Source organism: Streptomyces sp. CB01881, from assembly GCF_002953255.1.
In the GTDB taxonomy this organism is placed as follows: domain Bacteria; phylum Actinomycetota; class Actinomycetes; order Streptomycetales; family Streptomycetaceae; genus Kitasatospora.
The window spans coordinates 357,482-373,316 of sequence record NZ_CP026498.1 but is presented as its reverse complement, the minus strand read 5'-3'; the positions used below and the strand labels follow the sequence as shown (position 1 = coordinate 373,316).

General features: G+C 70.0%; 18 protein-coding genes and 3 pseudogenes. 10 read left to right on the top strand and 11 right to left on the bottom strand.

Going from position 1 to position 15,835, the window contains the following annotated elements; genetic code table 11:
* Positions 1–74: 74 nt before the first annotated feature.
* Positions 75–1,019, bottom strand: a complete 945-nt coding sequence (locus C2142_RS01760; protein ID WP_148640735.1) for a LysR family transcriptional regulator — start codon at positions 1,017–1,019, stop codon at positions 75–77.
* A gap of 115 nt (positions 1,020–1,134) precedes the next feature.
* Between C2142_RS01760 and C2142_RS01755 the strand changes: the two genes are divergently transcribed.
* Positions 1,135–1,947 carry an inositol monophosphatase gene (locus C2142_RS01755; protein ID WP_148640734.1) on the top strand — a complete coding sequence of 271 codons (813 nt, stop codon included), beginning with the start codon at positions 1,135–1,137 and terminating at the stop codon, positions 1,945–1,947.
* Positions 1,948–1,995: 48 nt separating this feature from the next.
* A complete protein-coding gene (locus C2142_RS01750; protein WP_148640733.1) occupies positions 1,996–2,640 on the top strand; it encodes an NAD(P)-binding domain-containing protein in 645 nt (214 codons plus the stop codon).
* Positions 2,641–3,038: 398 nt separating this feature from the next.
* Here the strand turns inward: C2142_RS01750 and C2142_RS01745 are convergent, their stop codons facing one another.
* From C2142_RS01745 to C2142_RS01710, 8 genes are all read right to left on the bottom strand, one after another.
* The gene (locus tag C2142_RS01745; RefSeq protein WP_148640732.1) at positions 3,039–3,464 is read right to left on the bottom strand and encodes a gas vesicle protein K; all 426 of its coding nucleotides are present in this window, start codon (positions 3,462–3,464) and stop codon (positions 3,039–3,041) included.
* Positions 3,454–3,705, bottom strand: coding sequence for a gas vesicle protein (locus tag C2142_RS01740; protein WP_148640731.1), 252 nt, complete (start codon positions 3,703–3,705; stop codon positions 3,454–3,456). The genes C2142_RS01745 and C2142_RS01740 overlap by 11 nt, the downstream gene beginning before the upstream one ends.
* A complete protein-coding gene (locus C2142_RS01735; RefSeq protein WP_148640730.1) occupies positions 3,702–4,502 on the bottom strand; it encodes a GvpL/GvpF family gas vesicle protein in 801 nt (266 codons plus the stop codon). Before C2142_RS01735 ends, C2142_RS01740 begins: the two co-directional genes overlap by 4 nt.
* The gene (locus C2142_RS01730; protein ID WP_148640729.1) at positions 4,499–4,975 is read right to left on the bottom strand and encodes a gas vesicle protein; all 477 of its coding nucleotides are present in this window, start codon (positions 4,973–4,975) and stop codon (positions 4,499–4,501) included. The genes C2142_RS01735 and C2142_RS01730 overlap by 4 nt, the downstream gene beginning before the upstream one ends.
* 40 nt (positions 4,976–5,015) lie before the next feature.
* Complete coding sequence (locus C2142_RS01725; RefSeq protein WP_148640728.1) at positions 5,016–5,270, bottom strand: gas vesicle protein GvpG; 255 nt, start codon at positions 5,268–5,270, stop codon at positions 5,016–5,018.
* A 12-nt stretch (positions 5,271–5,282) separates the two neighbouring features.
* Positions 5,283–5,996 carry a GvpL/GvpF family gas vesicle protein gene (locus tag C2142_RS01720; protein ID WP_148640727.1) on the bottom strand — a complete coding sequence of 238 codons (714 nt, stop codon included), beginning with the start codon at positions 5,994–5,996 and terminating at the stop codon, positions 5,283–5,285.
* A gap of 1 nt (position 5,997) precedes the next feature.
* On the bottom strand, positions 5,998–6,441 hold the full coding sequence (locus tag C2142_RS01715) for a gas vesicle structural protein GvpA (protein ID WP_174315571.1): 444 nt from the start codon (positions 6,439–6,441) through the stop codon (positions 5,998–6,000).
* A gap of 71 nt (positions 6,442–6,512) precedes the next feature.
* Positions 6,513–6,911, bottom strand: a complete 399-nt coding sequence (locus tag C2142_RS01710) for a gas vesicle protein (RefSeq protein ID WP_148640726.1) — start codon at positions 6,909–6,911, stop codon at positions 6,513–6,515.
* 501 nt (positions 6,912–7,412) lie between these two features.
* On the opposite strand from C2142_RS01710, the gene C2142_RS01705 reads away from it, so the two are divergent.
* Both C2142_RS01705 and C2142_RS01700 read left to right on the top strand, forming a co-directional pair.
* Complete coding sequence (locus C2142_RS01705) at positions 7,413–8,297, top strand: histone protein (protein ID WP_153882744.1); 885 nt, start codon at positions 7,413–7,415, stop codon at positions 8,295–8,297.
* A 3-nt stretch (positions 8,298–8,300) separates the two neighbouring features.
* Positions 8,301–9,305 (top strand): SRPBCC family protein, encoded by a 1,005-nt coding sequence (locus tag C2142_RS01700; RefSeq protein ID WP_148640725.1) that lies wholly within the window; start codon positions 8,301–8,303, stop codon positions 9,303–9,305.
* Positions 9,306–9,430: 125 nt separating this feature from the next.
* Here C2142_RS01700 and C2142_RS01695 read toward each other — a convergent pair.
* Positions 9,431–10,434, bottom strand: a pseudogene (locus tag C2142_RS01695) (IS5 family transposase).
* 192 nt (positions 10,435–10,626) lie between these two features.
* Between C2142_RS01695 and C2142_RS01690 the strand changes: the two are divergent.
* Entirely contained in the window at positions 10,627–11,025 is a 399-nt protein-coding gene (locus C2142_RS01690) for a VOC family protein (RefSeq protein WP_148640723.1), read from the top strand.
* An 18-nt stretch (positions 11,026–11,043) separates the two neighbouring features.
* Here the strand turns inward: C2142_RS01690 and C2142_RS01685 are convergent.
* Positions 11,044–12,014: pseudogene (locus C2142_RS01685) on the bottom strand (IS630 family transposase).
* Positions 12,015–12,183: 169 nt separating this feature from the next.
* Here C2142_RS01685 and C2142_RS01680 point away from each other — a divergent pair.
* From C2142_RS01680 to C2142_RS01660, 5 genes and pseudogenes are all read left to right on the top strand, one after another.
* Positions 12,184–12,357 (top strand): CsbD family protein, encoded by a 174-nt coding sequence (locus tag C2142_RS01680; protein WP_148640722.1) that lies wholly within the window; start codon positions 12,184–12,186, stop codon positions 12,355–12,357.
* A gap of 259 nt (positions 12,358–12,616) precedes the next feature.
* Positions 12,617–12,772, top strand: coding sequence for a DUF6131 family protein (locus C2142_RS01675; protein WP_174315570.1), 156 nt, complete (start codon positions 12,617–12,619; stop codon positions 12,770–12,772).
* A 713-nt stretch (positions 12,773–13,485) separates the two neighbouring features.
* A pseudogene (locus C2142_RS01670) lies at positions 13,486–13,638 on the top strand (SAM-dependent methyltransferase); the annotation flags it as partial.
* Between the two features lie 157 nt (positions 13,639–13,795).
* On the top strand, positions 13,796–14,731 hold the full coding sequence (locus tag C2142_RS01665; protein ID WP_148640720.1) for an alpha-L-glutamate ligase: 936 nt from the start codon (positions 13,796–13,798) through the stop codon (positions 14,729–14,731).
* A 237-nt stretch (positions 14,732–14,968) separates the two neighbouring features.
* The gene (locus C2142_RS01660; RefSeq protein WP_148640719.1) at positions 14,969–15,793 is read left to right on the top strand and encodes an aspartate/glutamate racemase family protein; all 825 of its coding nucleotides are present in this window, start codon (positions 14,969–14,971) and stop codon (positions 15,791–15,793) included.
* The last annotated feature ends 42 nt before the right edge of the window (positions 15,794–15,835 follow it).

The following is a 15,835-nucleotide window of genomic DNA, read 5'->3' as shown; positions in this document are numbered from 1 at the left end:
GCACGCTCGCACGAATAGGTGATGTTCACGAGAGCAGGAGTCAGCTGCCGCAGGCCTTTCCCCGGGTGTATCCGTTACTGCCCGGTCCGGTTGGTGAGGGGCTGTCGAGGGGCGGTCGGTGGTGCGAACAGTGTCTGGACGGTTTCGGTGGCCAGGTCTCGCAGCCAGGTGTGGGCGCGGTCGTCGTCGTAGCGCTGGTGCCACAGCAGGTACAGGGGGACGTCGGGCAGCGGGAGTGGCGGCGGCAGTGTGGCCAGGCCGAGGTGTTCCCGGGCTGCGCGGGTGACCGCGTGGGGGAGGGTGACGACCAGGTCGGTGTCGAGGGCGAGTTGCAGTGCGAAGGCGGCGGTGGGCCCGGCGGCGACGACGCGTCGTTCGAGGCCGCGGGTGGTCAGGGCGTCGTCGATCGGGTCGCGCAGGCTTCCGCGTCGCGAAACGGTGAGGTGTTCGGCGGCTGCGTAGCGCTCGATGCTCAGCGGACCTTCGGTGAGGGGGTGGCCTGGTCGGACGGCGACGACCAGCCGGTCCCTGCCGACGAGGCGGTGGCGGATGTCCGGGAGCGTCGGAGCGCTGGAGCTCGATTCGAGGTCGACCTCACCCCGGCGCAGCTCGGCGTCGTCCGTCCCGGGTTCGGCGGACAGGCGCAGCCGGACGCCGGGGGCCTGGTGGTGGACGGCGGTGATCAGGGCGGTGCCGCAGGCGGCGGTCAGGGCGTCGTGCCAGCGCACGGTGAATACCCGGTCCAGAGCTGTCAGGGCGAGTTCTTGTTGTGCGGAGAGAAGTTGGTGGGCCTGCTGGACGAGGGCGTGGACCTGGGCGCGCATGGCGAGCGCGCGGGTGGTGGGGACCATGCTGCGGCCGGTGCGGACCAGGATCTGGTCGCCGGTGGCCTTGCGGATGCGGCCCAGGGAGCGGCTCATCGCTGGTGCGGTGACGTGGAGGCGTGCTGCGGCGCCGGCGACACTGCCCTCTTCCAGCAGTGCGTCCAGGGCCGTGAGCAGGTTCAGATCCAGTTGCATGGCAGTAACTCTACAAGTGAATAGCATGCACTTGTTGTTAATGGTCGGGGGCCCTACCTTCGAAGTGCAGGCGAGAGACAAGCCGCCCGCACACATCGAACCCAGGGAGCCCGCCATGAGCACAGCCATGCCTTTCGCCGCCGACACGACGCTCCTGTCCGAGGTGACCGCCGCGGTGAAGACCGCAGGCCTCACGCTGCGCGACCGCCACACCTCGCACGCCCGGGGCGTGAGTCTGGACGAGGTCGTCGCTGAGATCCATGCCAATGACGACGCGGTGCTGGACGTGCTGCGGGAGCCGCTGCTGCGGGCCCGGCCCGGATCGCAGTGGGCCGAGGACGAGCTGGCCGGCGGTGCGCTCCCGTCGGGGGAGTGGTGGGTCGTCGACCCCGCCGAGGGCAACATCAACCACGTCCACGGCATGGAGGACTGGGCCGTCACCGCCACCCTGGTCCGCGACAACCAGCCGGCGCTCACCGTCGTCCACCTGCCGCTGACCGGCGACACCTACACCGCCGTCGCCGGCGGCGGTGCCCGCCTCAACGACCGGCCCCTGAAGGTGTCCGCCAAGACCGATCTGGGCGCCGCACTCGTCGGCACCGGCCAGGCCAGGCCCGGCGAGGACGAGCGCACCTTCCGGCGGATCGGCGGCTCGGTCACCGCCATGCTCATCAACAGCCTGGTCGTGCGCGTGTCCGTTCCCGCCACGATGCAGCTCATCCACGTCGCCGCCGGACGCACGGACGCCTTCTGGCAGTTCTCCGACGTCCGCTCCGGCCTGGTCGCCGGCGCCCTGCTGGTCTCCGAGGCCGGAGGCACCGTCACCGACCTGGCGGGCGAGCCCTGGAACACGGGCAGCCGCGACTTCCTGGCCGCCGCCCCCGGCATCCACACCGCCGCCCTCAAGGTCCTGTCGACCATCGCCTGATCGGGCACCTCCGCTCTACCCACCCGACACCGCAAGGAGCATCACCTCATGACCAGCATCGGCATCCTGGGCGCCGGCCGCGTCGGCGCCAACCTCGCCGGCAAGCTCTCCGCGGCCGGACACCGTGTCACCCTCGGTGTCCGGAACCCGGAAGACACCGCAGGCCTTACCCCCGGCATCGCCCCGCAGATTGCCTTCGCCGACCAGCGCACTACCGCCCGCACCGCGGACATCGTGATCAACGCGACGCCCGGCGACAGCTCCCTGGACCGCCTGGCCGGCCTGCGCACCGAGCTCTCCGGAAAACTGCTCGTCGATGTCTCCAACGCCACCCGCGACGCCGATGACGGCCTGCCCGGCGACCTGTGCTATCCCGGCAGCAGCCTCGCCGAGAAGCTCCAGGGCGCACTCCCCGACACCCATGTGGTCAAGACCCTCAACACCATGTTGTTCATGGTCATGACCGCTCCCGAAACCCTGGCCGTCCCGCCGACCGCCTATCTCTCGGGCGATGACCAGAACGCGAAGGAGATCGTCACCCGCCTGCTCGGCGACCTGGGCTGGCAGCCCGGATGGATCGAGGACCTCGGCGGCATCACCACAGCCCGCGCCACCGAGGCCATGATCCTCGTGGTTCCCCACATCCTGCGCCGACACGGCTTCAAGCCCTTCGCCGTCTCCCTCGCCCGCTGACCCGTCAAGACCGGGTTCGGACCAAAACCAGTAGCGGGCTCGTGCGAGGCAGGCCGCACAGAGCTCCAGGCGATCGGGGCCCGCATGCTGGAGGCTCGCGCCACAGCGCCCCGCCGGCCTGAACAGCCAGGCGCCCTCAAGAAGGTCGCTGATGCGGTCTTCCGCTGACCAGGGGCCGGCGTCCAGGCAGCCGCCGTCGGCCACGCGCGCCGCTTCCGGATCCCGTTGCGGCTTACCTTGCCCGGGCGCCTCGCCCCGCATCCGCGCAGGACTGGTCCACTGCGGCATCGTTGAGGACGGTTCGGCTCCTGCGGCCAGTCCGGCGAGGCCGAGGACGCGTCCGAGCCGGACTCGTCCTGGTATCCCTGGTCCGCTGGCTCCGCGAACCCGCAAGATCATCAATTATCGGACACGCCGTAGTCGGAGGGCGGCAGCAGCGTGCCCAGCGGGCCAAGGTCCAAATTGAGGTCCTCCATCGTCAGGCCGTACCGGGCGCAGAGCTCGCCCATGCGGTCGTGGAGGGCCATGAGGGTAGCTCCAAGTGTCTCCTCCTGTTCCTCGCTGAGGTCGCCGGTCTCGACACGGTGGATGGCCTGACGCTCCATGAGCTGGCGTAGGAGTTCGACGATGGTGAGGACGAGTTTCATCAGGTCCCGTTCGACCCTTTCCGGGTCGGTGGAGATCCTGCGTGGCCGGCCCGGCGGTGTGCCGGGGGCCGGCGGCGGACTGTCGTGGGATGTCGCGGGCAGGAGACGGAAGGCGCGGGCGGCAGCTTCGGCCACCTCGTCGAACCGGCCGCGAGGCCGACGCGCGTCACCGGTCATGGCTGTTCCCGCCGCGGGCGCGGCCGATCATGCGGGGGGCGGGGTTCTGTTCGCTGACGGACAGGATGAGCGCCCGCAGGGAGATCCGGACGAGGTCGATGTCCGCGATGGACAGGATGACATCGCCCGTGAGGACCACGCCTCCGCTGAGCAGCCGGTCCAGCAGGTCGATCAGGGCTGCCTGGCGTTGCGGCACGGCCGCCGGCCGCGGGCCGGGGGCCGTGCCGCAAGGGTCGTTCATGGCGTGGCCTCTTCCGGGAGGCCGGGGGCGGCGAAGGAATAAGGGGCCCACGGCCCGGTGACGACTACGCGGACCCCGGGCAGGGCGGCGGCCGAGCGCAGCACGTCGGCCCGGAACGCCTTGCCGTGGTCCAGTGGTACGAGGTAGGCGTCGTTGAGGACGTTCACGCCTGGTTCGATGGCCAGCTCGCCCTCCTGCGGCCGGTGCCGGACACGGTCCACGGCGTGGGACAGGGCTGCTTCCTCGATCAGCTCGGCCCCACGCCCGGCTACGCGTAGGGCGTCCTGTTGTGCGTCCCGGTCGGCCCGGCGCCGGCGCAGGTAGGCACGCCCGGGGCCGAGACCGGACCCGGGCGAGGGTGCTGGTGGCGGGTCAGGTGGGGCGTCGATGTACAGCTTCACGCCCCATTCCACGTACCCGGCCAGGCGGGACAACCGGTCCACGAAGACCTCCAGCCCGTCGTCGAGCATGTTCCGCACCCGGTCGTCGTCGAGATACACCGTCGCCAGGCGCAGCGGAACGACAGTGGTGCACGCCGAGACCGCCTCGACGACGCCGTGGTGGGAACGGGCAAGGGCCTCCAGCCACTCGAGGTTCTCGAGGTGACGGGGCAGGGCGGTCTCGTCGAAGTTCTCACTGGGCACGGGGCTCACGGCTGCCACGATGTCCCCGCCGCGAGTGCCGGACACCAGGTGGACCGGAGCGCCCACGACGCCGACCAGGCCTTCCACGGTCCGCTGCAGGCCGGCGGCAGACCGTGCGACAGCGTAGGTGTAGGCGAGCCGCTCGGGGGTCATGGCTCACCTCGGGTGGTGTTGCGGGTTCTGGGCGCGGCTCGCTTGGGGCGGGCAACGGGCGTGCTTCTGTCGCGGCTCTCGGTCTGCTCCTCGGCGGGTGACAGGGCGGCAGGGTCGGCGCGCAGGGCGTTGACCTGCTCGCGCAGACGCCTGTTCTCCTCGATCTGCTCGCGCAGGAACCGGTTCTCCTCTTCCAGGGAGGGGCCGCTGGCAGCCCGGGAGGACAGCGAGGGGTCGTGCTCCCACCAGTCGATGCCCATCTCCTTGGCCTTGTCCACCGAGGCGATCAGCAGGCGCAACTTGATGGTGAGAAGTTCGATGTCGAGGAGGTTGATCTGGATGTCGCCCGCAATGACGATGCCCTTGTCCAGGACGCGTTCCAGGATGTCGGCGAGGCTGGCGGAGGACTGCCCGTAGGGCGGAGCGGACCTGGAGGGGAGGGAGCCGAGGCGGTTGGCGATGGGGTCTGTCACGGCTCGACCTCGTTTCGCTGCCGGGTGCGTGCGGGTGGGGTCACGTGTCGTCGTCGGGCTGTCTGCGGGCCCTGATCTCGTCCAAGCGGTCGAGGAGTTCGTCCTCGCGGCGGTCGAAGGTCTCCTCGTCGATGTCTCCCGCCAGGAGAGCCCTCTCGAGTGCAGCGAGTTCCCGTTCGACAGGCGCAGGGTCGTAGTACTCGTCCTCCGCGGCCTCGACAACGCGTTCCAGCACCCAGACGGTGCCGCGCACCGGTGCGAGCGGGAGTGTCAGGATCTGGGTGAACAGGCCCACGGAGTGCCTCCGCTAGACGAAACTGTAGGCGGGCAGCGGGCCGTACAGCCGGAAGTCGAAGTCCTGGCCCAGTTCGTGGGTGAGCCCCTTCTCCGCTGCGAGGAACAGCTCCTGGTGTTCCTTGTCCACCAGGAAGGAGATGTTGAGGAAGTCGTCCCCGGTGGGCTCGGAGATCCTCTCCTGGCGGGTGTGGGGGCGCAGCGCCTCGATGATTCCGGAGGCAAGCGCCTGGTGGCGGGCGAGGACTTCCTGGGCGACGAGTTCGCCGAGCGCCAGCGGGAGGTCCGGGCCGGCGTCGCCGGCCTTGATGTCGTCGTTCAGTCGCCTGGCCTCGGGCGACTCCTGGAGGATCTGACGCAGCAGCACGTCCTCCTCGATGGCCGCCTTCAGGTGGTACTCGGCGCAGCCTTCCAACGCCGACAGGCGCTGGGTGAACTCCTCCTGGCGCTCCTCAAGGACGCGGTGTACGGCGGCGTCGTCGGGGGCGGTGAAGCCGAAACGCAAGGGCAGCACGGTGCCGGTGGTCATCAGGCGCTCCTGGACGGCCTGGTGTGCCATCAGGTCGCGTCGCTTGGGCCGCAGGCCCTCGGGGGCTTCACTCACGACGGCACAGAGTGTGTCCGCGCACACGGTCCGTAGTTCGGCCGGCGCTTCGCCAACTCCCGTCAGGCCGTCCAGGTTGTGGGGGTGCGTGGCGGCGGTGATGGAGTAGACGTAGAGGGTCACGTCATTCCTCCCGTCGCCTGGTGGGCCGGCGGGTGGGCCTCGCGCGCTTCGGTTCGGGTTCCTCTTCCTCTTCCTCCTCGTCCTTGTCGCGCCCCAGGTGGAGGGAGTCGGTGATGGCTTCGACGGCGCCGCTGATCGCCCCCTTGCTCTTGCCGTGCGCTCCGCCCTCGGTCACTTCCCCGACGAGGTCGGTGAGCTGTGCCGGCGCCTTGCGCCCGGATTCCAGATCCAGGCGGTTGCACGCCTCGGCGAACCGGAGGTAGGTGTCCACGCTGGCGACGACGATCCGGATATCGATCTTGAGGATCTCGATGCCGACCAGGGAGACCCGGACGAAGACGTCGATGACCAGTCCGCGGTCGAGGATCAGTTCGAGGATGTCGTAGAGGTTCCCGGTGCTCCCGCTGCGGGAAACACCGGCTGAGCTTTGTGGCACCACAGTCACGGTGCCTCCCTTCGCCGGCCCGCCGTCGCGGTGGGAGCGGACGATTCCGCTCCGTCGCGGGTGGCGGGCTCTCAGGTACGGCGGTCGATCTGTCCGCGGGTGTACCGGCGGATCCGCTCGTACGCCAGCAGTTCGCCCTCCTCGTCGAGCGACACTCGGTAGCTGGCCATCACGCTGGTCGTCTCCGGGATGCGTTCCAGTTCCACCACCTCCACGTCGGCCCGCCATCCGTCCTCGGAGGGCTTGAGCGCCGAAACGGACTCGGGTACACGCCCCAGGAGCTCCGCGAGTTGCTCGGCGGCGGCGCGCATCGCCTGCGCCGCGGAGACCCGGCGCCGAGGGCGGCGTCCCGTGTCCTGATCCTCGCTCGCCGCCCGCCGGGTCCCGGCACCGCTGGGGCGCGCAGAGGTCGGAGCCGTGCGGGCAGGCCTTCTGGGCCTGACGCCGTCCTCCCTCTTGTCTGGGGCCATTTCCTTCTCCGGGATCGGAGGCGACGCGCTGCGAGGTGCCGGTGTGGGGCCGCCGGCAGCTATTCCATGATAGACGGCATTCCTCATGGATTCCGGTGACAGCCGTTCCCGCCCGGCCTGCGGCGGCGGTGGTCCGCAACCCCGGCCCCGTACGCAGTTGTGGGCGAGAACCGCGACGGTCTGGTCGGCTGACGCAGGCCGGTGTCCTTGACGGAAACGGCCACTGCCCACATGGCGCATGCCTGCTGCTCTGGCCAGACTGGAAGTACGGAGCGCTGGCAAGGGCACAGGGCCGCATTCTCGGCCGCCTGGTGCCGCACGACCCGGGCGGGTGCCGAGCACGTGCCCATCGGCGCCGCCGACCTGACCCGCCCCACCCTTGCGCGCGGTCCCGTCGGTGCACGGCCCGTCCAGCACCCCCGGGCAGGACGAGGCGCAGGGCGCAGGTCGCTCGCGTCGCACCGGTCCACGGAGCGAGCGAGTGCCGGAAAGGACGACCCCATGAAGGACACCACCAAAGTCGCTCTTGCGGCGGCGGTCGCCGGCGGGTACGTGCTCGGCCGCGCGAAGAAGGGGCGGCTCGCATTCGCCGTCGCGACGTACATCGCAGGCAGGCGGTTCGGGCTCGATCCGCGTGAGCTCGCCACCGAGGGGCTGCGGCGCCTGGGCGAAGTGCCGCAGGTCGCCCAGCTGAACGAGCAGGTCCGGGGTGAACTGCTCGACGTCGGCAAGCAAGCGGTGGCAGCGGCGGCCAACCGTCGCATCGGGGAACTCGCGGACTCCCTGCGGGAGCGCACGCTGAACGTGGGCAAGCCGAAGGAAGCGGAGGCGGAGGAGGAGCCGTACGACGAGGAGGAGCCGGAGGAGGAGGCGTACGACGAGGAGGAGCCGGAGGAGGAGCCGTACGACGAGGAGGAAGAGCCGGAGGAGGAGCAGGAACCTGAAGAAGAGGAACCGGAGGAGCTCGAGGAGGAGCTCGAGGACGAGGGCGAAGCCGAGAAGGCACCGCCACGCCGCGGGCGTGCATCGCGGTCCCGGGGAGCCGCTGCCGAGGCCGAAGAGCAGCGGCCGCGCTCGCGTACCTCGCGGACGGCCCCGAAACCGGCGTCGAAGTCCGCCCCCGCGCACAAGCCCGCCAAGAAGGCCGCTGCCCCGGCGAGGAAGAAGGCCCCTGCAGCGAAGAAGGCCCCGGCGGCGAAGAAGGCCCCCGCGAAGTCGGCTCCGCCCGCCAAGCGCACGTCCACCCGCTCGACTCCGTCCAAGACGGCCGCCGCCAAGGCCCCGGGGAAGAAGACGGCCGCGCCCGCGAAGAAGACCGCAGCGAAGAAGACCGCAACGAAGAAGGCCGCCGCCAAGACGTCCACGCGGTCCACCCGGCGGAGGTAGGTCATGGCCAGGACGGAACAGGAGGCTCCTGGGATGTCGGGCGTCGACCGGCTGAAGGAGGAACTCGGCCACTACCTCCAGGCCCAGCTGGAGAACCTGGTTGAGAAGGCCGGCGACAAGGTCGCCGATGTCACGGGCCAGCTGGGGGAAGTGGCCCAGAACGGCGGCGTGCTGCCCAAGACGGGCGCACGCGTCCTGCAGGGCGACTCACCGGTGAAGGCGTTCCTCGCCGAGAAGGCGAAGAGCATGAAGGACAACGTCGTCGAGAAGGTCAAGGGAGCCTTCGGCAGCGGCAAGGCCGGCCGGAAGGCCGGCAAGAAGGTCATGAACATCGTCGAGACACTCGATGTCGGCGTGCCCGTGCGGACGGTCTACGACCACTGGACCCAGTACGAGGACTTCGCGGGCTTCGCCAAGGGCGTTCAGGACGTCTCACAGGGCGACGAGGTGACCACCGATTGGAAGGTCAAGGTCGGGCCGTCGAAACGCAGCTACAAGGCGACCGTCCAGGAGCAGATCCCCGACGAGCGCATCGTGTGGACCTCACAGGGCGCCAAGGGCAGCACCCGCGGGGCCGTCAGCTTCCACGAGATCACTCCGAACCTGACGCGCATCGTGTTGGTGGTCGAGTACATCCCCGCCGGGTTCTTCGAGAAGACCGGGAACATCTGGCGTGCCCAGGGCCGCCGTCTGCGCCTGGACTTCAAGAACTTCCAGCGGCACGTTTCCCTCACCAACGACGAGGCCGAGGGCTGGCGTGGCGAAATTCGCGACGGCGAGGTGGTGCGAACCCACGAGGAGGCCATGGAGGAGGAAGCCGCCGAGAACGACCAGGAACCGGAGGAGTACGAGGACGAGGGCGAGCCCGAGGAGCAGTACGACGAAGAGGAACCCGAGGACGGGGAGTACGACCAGGGAGCCGAGGACGAATACGAGGACGAGGTGGAGGCCGACGACGGGGACTACGAGGACGACGAAGCACGCTACGAGGAGGAAGACGAGGAGTGAGTGTGTCGTGATGTCCGAGCCGGTGCGCTCCCCACCCAGCCGCGCTCAAGGCCCGTCGGAGGAGTGCTGCCCGCACTGGCCCTTCGGCCCCTCCGGCTTCCGCTAGGGCGCGTATTCGGTCGTGATCAAGGGGTGACCATGGTGAGGTCTTTGATCCAGATCATCGCGCCCCGAAGGCGGAGGCCGGCGAGGTAGCTGGCGGGGGTCTTGTCGTACCGGGTCGCGATGCCTCGCCAGGCCTTCAGCTTGTTGATCAGGCGCTCGACGGTGTTCCGCTCCTTGTACAGGTCGGCGTCGTGGCTGACGGGTCGGCCGCCCCGGCTGCCCTTCTTCTTCCGGTTGGCGGCCTGGTCCTTCTTCTCCGGGATGACCGCCTTGATGCGGCGACCGCGCAGGTGGGCGCGGTTGCCGCGGGACGAGTAGGCCTTGTCCCCGGCGACCGCGTCGGGTCGGGTGCGGGGACGGCCGACCGGCCCGCGGACCCGTAACTTCTTGAGCACGGGGATGAACTGCGGGCTGTCGGCAGCCTGCCCCTCGGTCAGCACGAACACCAGCGGACGGCACTTCCGGTCGCCGGCGACATGGATCTTGCTCGTCTGCCCGCCCCTGGAGCGTCCGAGCAGGGCGGCCTTCAGTCGCAGCTTGCGCCGCCGCCGGGCGCGTCGTCGTTCTTCGCGTTCCGGATCGACTGCAGTGTCCTGTCCGTCTTGTTCCTCCGGGCCGCCCCTTTTTGTCGGGCCTTCTCCGCCTCGTCGGCGGCCTTTTCCAGGGCCGTCACGGCCTCGGGGCCCAGGTGCATCCCGGCGGCGTCGTGGTGGGCCCGAACGGTGGTGGAATCCACGCTGACCAGCGACAAGTCCACCTCGCCCCGCTTCGCGGCCTCCGCGATCGCGCCCTCCAGCAGGGCTTCGAAGACACCGGCATCCCTCCACTGCCGGAAACGGTTGGAGACGGTCGACCAGGCACCGAACTCCGCCGGCATCTCCCGCCACTGCCCGCCCGTCTTGAAGCGCCAGATCACGCCCTCGAACTGCTGCCGCAGCCGCTCGGGGTACGGGCCGTACTCGCCGATCGGCAGGTACGGCCCGATGAACTCCCACTCTGCATCCGTCAGTTGCACTCGCGTCACGCGACATGATCTACCGGATTAGGCCTCGCTGTGAGGGCGAATCCCGCAGATTGATCACGACCCGATACTCGCCCTAGTGCTCTGACCGCACAGGTTCACCGGGTCCTGTCGCGGCGGCGGTGATCAATTTCTTGTCGGTGCCGGGCGGTAGCGTCTGTCTTCGAGTGATCGACCGAGGAGAGGGGCTGCGGGATGGGCGAGCTGGACGGAGTGCACTTGGTGGTTTACCCGGCGAGGGATCTGGGGGCGGGTATCGAGGCCTGGACCGCCATGCTGGGCCGGGGGCCGGTGTTCCAGAACGCCGATTACGCCACGTTCGCCGATGGCGGGGTCGAGATCGGGTTGTCGCGGCTGCCGTGGGTCGACCACCCGCTGGTGTTCTTCAAGGTCGACGACGTCGAGAAGGCCCACGGAGCGCTGGTTGCGTCAGGTGCGACGGCTTTGGTGCAGGACGCCGAGGGCGTGCTGCACTCCGGCGGGGGGACTCCGGCATCCGGGATCGTCGACGTTCCCGGACGCCGGTTGGCGGTGCTCGAAGCAGCCGACGGGAACCTGGTCGGGATCGCCCAGGATGTTCCCGTGTCCTGGTGAACGCGACGCCGGGGCGGGTCAGGCTGCGACGTCAGGCGGCCGTCCGCCCCAGCGGGTGCCTTTCTCGCGGCGGATGCGGGAGCGTTCGCGACGTTGGGCGGCCAGGACGTCGGGGTGAAGCAGAGATGGACGTTGTGGTTGCGGGCCCATTGGCGGACCTTGTTGCCGTTGTGGGCGGAGAGGTTGTCCAGGATCACGTAGACCGGGGCGCCGTCCGGGCGGGCGGCCCGGATCGACCGCAGTGCGGCCAGGGTGTTCACGGTCCCCTTGCGCCGGCGGTTGACACCCCACAGTGTGTCGTCGCCGATGGAGCAGCAGCCGTGGAAGTAGGTGAAGCCGTGGGTTCGGTGGTAGGCCGCCGGCAACCGGTCGGGCCGTCCCTGCTTGGTCCAGCAGCTACCGCCGGTCGGACGGATGCCCAGCGGCCCGAACTCATCGAACGCGAACGTCCGGTCGGGAAAGCGCTTCAGGACATGCTCGATCCGGTCGAGCTTGGCGTCCCGCTCCGGATCGGTGGATTCCTTCCAGGTCTTGGTGCGCTGGAAGGTGACGCCCCGTCGTAGGAGAAGGCAGTGCAGGGCCTCGCGGCCGATCCGGATCACGCGCCCGTGCGCTTTCCGTAGGTAGGCGGCGAGTTTGCGGATGGACCAGCGGGTGAAGGGCTGGCCGAGCTTGGTCGGGCGGGTGGTGGCCGCCCGGACGACGAAGTCCTCGTCATCAGGACCGAGCAGGCGGGGACGGCCTCCCGCCCACCGAGGGTCCAGACAGGCCAGGCCGATCTCGTTGAACCGGTGGAGCACGTCGCGCACGGTGTCCTCGTCGGCCTGCACCAGCTTCGCGATCACCGGGACCCGGTTCCCACCGGCTGAGGCCAGCAGCATCATCGCCCGCCGGTACCGCACCGAACTGGTGTTGCCCCGCCGCACGATCTGCTGCAGCTTCTGCCCCTCCTGATCGGTCAACCTGCGGACACGGACAGGCTCAGCCACCACACCCCCGGCAGTCGGATCAGACGTCACCGCACATCCAACCGCTACAACCCCTCAACCCGGCGAACCTATGTGGTCAGAGCACTGGGCCCGCCACAAAGAGGTGTGAATAGAAACAAATGGGGCAAGCGCGAAGCTAGTGATCGACCCCCAGAGGAACGAGGACAGGATGAGCGCGGGGAAGAAGGCCAAGCACACCGCGGAGACGGCCAAGGGCAAGGTCAAGGAGGTCACGGGAAAGGCCGTTGGCAACGAGTCCCTTGTCGTGAAGGGTAAGGCCGAGCAGGTCAAGGGCAACGCTGCCCAGGCCGGACAGAAGGCGAAGGACGCCCTGAAGCCCTAGCAGTCCCTGGGGAGGGCCAGCCGCCCGCGTATTCGGCGCGCGTGGTCATGCCAGGTCGCCGATCAAGCGCGGGCGGCCGGTTCTGCACCAGCACCGCACCCGTCAGCACTCCACCCGTCGCCACTTTGCCCGGCCCGCGGAAGCCGGCAAGGACCGCGATCCGAACGGACACCCGACCGAAGTGCTTGAGAGGAGCTGGTGCACGCACCTTCCTCCGCACCGCGGAACACTGCACCGGGGGGAACGAACGGAGTACGTCATGATCCTCCTCGGAGTCATCCTCCTCGCCATCGGACTCGTCACGGGAGTCTCTTTCCTGTGGACGGTCGGCATCGTCCTGGCCCTCATCGGCCTCACCCTGCTGATCATGGGCTCGCTCGGCCACGAGGTCGCCGGCCGCCGCCACTACTGGTAGACCCGGTGGCCTTCGGCTGTCCACCGACCGGCTCGGAGCCCGCAGTGCGGGCTCCGAGCCTCGCCCGGGCCGAACCGCCGCGTGGCGCATCCACCCGGGCAAAGAGCACAGCCCGGCGGCTTGCGCAGCATCGCCGTCGCGCACCACAGCAGCTTCTGCCGCATCCACGAACAGGCCCTCGGCCGGTCGGGCCGCGGGCGTGGTGCTTCGATCGGTTGCGGCGCTGCGATAGAGAGCGGCGGACAGGCGAGGATCGGCGGTACGCGAGGATTCGACGGCTTCGAGCGGCCTCGCCCTGCGGCGTCAGGGAGAGCAGGTGCCCAGGCCGGTACGAGGAGGTGCTGGTGTCGGCGACGACGAGGCCGTCCGCGATCAACTGCTCCACCGGGGCGGGGATCGGTCGCCCGTTGTCCGACGGGCCAGACCGCCACCCAGGGAGGAGCTCCTCGTGCCCGAGCAGTTCATGACCGTCAAGCAGACCGCTGCCTACCTCCGTCTGACGTCCTGCCGCGTTGCGGTACCGGATCTTGTACTCGTGCGGGCACTTGCTCCAGCGGGACTCGGGGTGCTCGCACTCCTCGAAGAACCTGCCCATGCCGCGGGTGAGGCCTGTGGTCGCCATGGTGGTCGGAACCTCCGGGGGTCTTGCTGACCGTTTGCTGACTCCGGATGGTCGATCATGCCCCTGAGCTGGGCGGAAACGTCATTTCCGCTATATCCTGCGGAAGGTGATCTGGATGGTGCCCGGTTTCACCGTGGACGCCTACCGTGACCGGCAGCGCGAACTGGACGCGCTGATCCGGGCCGAGGGGCCGTTCGTCGCGTACTCCGCCCGCTTCCTGATCGAGGCGCGCAAGCCGGCATGAGCCCGGGCGGGTGCCGGCAGCCGGGTGTGCGCGGGTTCTGACGGTCGGGCGCGTGCGGGTCCCGGCGGTCGGACCGGTCGGGTTCCGGCCACTTGCCGCCGGAGCGGCGGATAACGCGTTCTTGCCGGTGCGGGAGGCGCGGCGGTTCCATGGCCGCATGGGTCCCCACGAGCTCGTCCTGATGACCGACCACAGCTCGACCGAGGGCAGCCGGGAGACCCTCTCCACCGCCGTGAGGCTGCTCACCGGCCGGGTGCCCGTCCAGCTCGACGCGCGGCACTTCATGACCGGCGGCACCGGGCGGATCAGCAGCGCGGGGCCGGGTGGCGCGGTCCGCCTGGAGGTGCCCGCCGAGGGCGTCGCGGTGACGGCGGAGGCGGTGCTCGTCTACGAGATCCCGCCGCACCGGCGCCGCGACTTCGAGCCGTGCCAGCGGCAGCTCCGCGCACACGGGGTCCGCTCGCTCGGAACCGACGCCGAGGCATGGCGGGCGGCCACCGAGAAGGACCGTACCGTCGAACGGTTCGCGCGCGACGGCATCCCGCAGATGCCCACGATCGCGCTCTCCCGGCCGAGCCCCGCGGCCGCCGTCGAGGCCTTCGACCGGCTCGGCGGCGACGTCTGGGCCCGGCCGACCGTCGGCATGGGCGGCAACGACGTCTTCCACCTCACCACCCGCACCCAACTCGCCGCAGCCGCGGACCACTACGCCGGGGCGGGCGCCGACTGGCTGCTCGCCCGCGACGCCGGGAACTTCACCGCCGACGGCCGACGTCACCAGTACCGGGTGGTGGTGCTCGCCGGGCGGGTCGTCCGCGCGGTGGAACACGTCCAGCCGGACCCGGACGCGCCGTGCAACGAGTGCCAGGGCGCCGTCTCCACCCTGCTGACGGAGGGCGGACTCCCGGCCGGGCTGGCCGAGTTGGCGGTGTCCGCCACCAAATCCCTGGGTCTCCCGCTGGCCGGGGTGGACCTCGCGGCGGAGAACGGCGGGGTGGTCTTCGAGGTCAACGTCCACCCGGTGTTCGGCACCGTCGACGGCCTGGAGACGGTCGCCGTCCCGTACGCCGCCGCCCACCTCGCCCCGCGGTAGCGGTGCCCGGCCGGAGGACGGGAGGGTCGGAGGGTCGGAGGGTCGGACGCCGCCACCGGTCATGGCAGGTCTGCGGGGTGAGCGCCCGGCCGAGCTGCCGTGCGAGGAGCCGGGCCGCACCGTCGGCCTCGAACCCTCGGACCTCGGCCACTCCTGGTGCCTGCCCGCGTTGGCGTGGGGGAGCCGCGCAGGTGCTCGGCACGGCCTGCGGCAAGATCCGACTGGTACGTTGCCCCCATGACAGTGGCATTGATCGACTCGGGATTCGGCCTCCTCTCCACGGCCGGCTGGCTTCGGCACCTCGCCCCGGAACTCGATCTGCTTCTGCTCCTGGATCCCGAGGGCGCCCCCTGGGGTCCGAAGACCGCCTCCTTCGTCACGGATCGTCTGCTCACCGCCGCCCACCTGGCCACAGAGCGCGGCGCGGAGGCCATCGTGGTCCCGTGCAACACCGCCACCGTCACCGCGATCGACGCCCTGCGCGAGAGGTTCGAGCCTCGCGTTCCCGTGATCGGAACCGTCCCCGCGGTGAAGCCGGCCGCGGCAATCGGCCAGAACCTCGCCGTGTGGGCGACCGTCCGTACCACCGAAAGCGACTACCAGGATCGTCTGATCGCGGAGTTCGCGAACGGCACACCGGTCGCGCGGATCGCGTGTCCCGGCCTGGCCGAAGCGATCGACCACGGTGACACGGCTGCCGCAGCGGAGGCGATCGCCGACGCGACCGAGCGAACCCCCCGGGACTGCGACGCCGTGGTGCTGGGATGCACGCACTACCCCCTGGTGGCCCCGGAGATTCTGCGGAGCCTGCCCGCTGGAACCACCCTGTACGACAGCGCGGAAGCAGTCGCCCACCAGGCACTGCGACGACTGAACCGAACCCGGGAAGCAGACGGCGTCCTGGGCTCCATCGACGTGGTACTCAGCGGTCGCCCCGGCCACCTCCCGACAGGCGCGCACGCCTATCCGGTGGGGCGCGCCCTGGCCGCCGCAGCGCGAGTACCCCGCGAAGCTCTCATCTCCGCCACGACCCGCGCCTCGGCGGCTGCTCCGGCTGTCTGAGCGAACCCCCCGACCCTGTCCGCAACACGCCGCTCTGCGCGA

Excerpts from the sequence above, each read along its gene's own strand:
- C2142_RS01705 (WP_153882744.1), top strand. The coding sequence starts at position 7,413 with ATGAAGGACACCACCAAAGTCGCTCTTGCGGCGGCGGTCGCCGGCGGG.
- C2142_RS01750 (WP_148640733.1), top strand. The coding sequence starts at position 1,996 with ATGACCAGCATCGGCATCCTGGGCGCCGGCCGCGTCGGCGCCAACCTC.
- C2142_RS01675 (WP_174315570.1), top strand. The coding sequence starts at position 12,617 with ATGATCCTCCTCGGAGTCATCCTCCTCGCCATCGGACTCGTCACGGGA.
- C2142_RS01735 (WP_148640730.1), bottom strand. The coding sequence starts at position 4,502 with ATGACCCCCGAGCGGCTCGCCTACACCTACGCTGTCGCACGGTCTGCC.
- C2142_RS01710 (WP_148640726.1), bottom strand. The coding sequence starts at position 6,911 with ATGGCCCCAGACAAGAGGGAGGACGGCGTCAGGCCCAGAAGGCCTGCC.
- C2142_RS01660 (WP_148640719.1), top strand. The coding sequence starts at position 14,969 with ATGACAGTGGCATTGATCGACTCGGGATTCGGCCTCCTCTCCACGGCC.
- C2142_RS01665 (WP_148640720.1), top strand. The coding sequence starts at position 13,796 with ATGGGTCCCCACGAGCTCGTCCTGATGACCGACCACAGCTCGACCGAG.
- C2142_RS01760 (WP_148640735.1), bottom strand. The coding sequence starts at position 1,019 with ATGCAACTGGATCTGAACCTGCTCACGGCCCTGGACGCACTGCTGGAA.
- C2142_RS01680 (WP_148640722.1), top strand. The coding sequence starts at position 12,184 with ATGAGCGCGGGGAAGAAGGCCAAGCACACCGCGGAGACGGCCAAGGGC.
- C2142_RS01700 (WP_148640725.1), top strand. The coding sequence starts at position 8,301 with ATGGCCAGGACGGAACAGGAGGCTCCTGGGATGTCGGGCGTCGACCGG.
- C2142_RS01690 (WP_148640723.1), top strand. The coding sequence starts at position 10,627 with ATGGGCGAGCTGGACGGAGTGCACTTGGTGGTTTACCCGGCGAGGGAT.
- C2142_RS01745 (WP_148640732.1), bottom strand. The coding sequence starts at position 3,464 with ATGACCGGTGACGCGCGTCGGCCTCGCGGCCGGTTCGACGAGGTGGCC.
- C2142_RS01755 (WP_148640734.1), top strand. The coding sequence starts at position 1,135 with ATGAGCACAGCCATGCCTTTCGCCGCCGACACGACGCTCCTGTCCGAG.
- C2142_RS01740 (WP_148640731.1), bottom strand. The coding sequence starts at position 3,705 with ATGAACGACCCTTGCGGCACGGCCCCCGGCCCGCGGCCGGCGGCCGTG.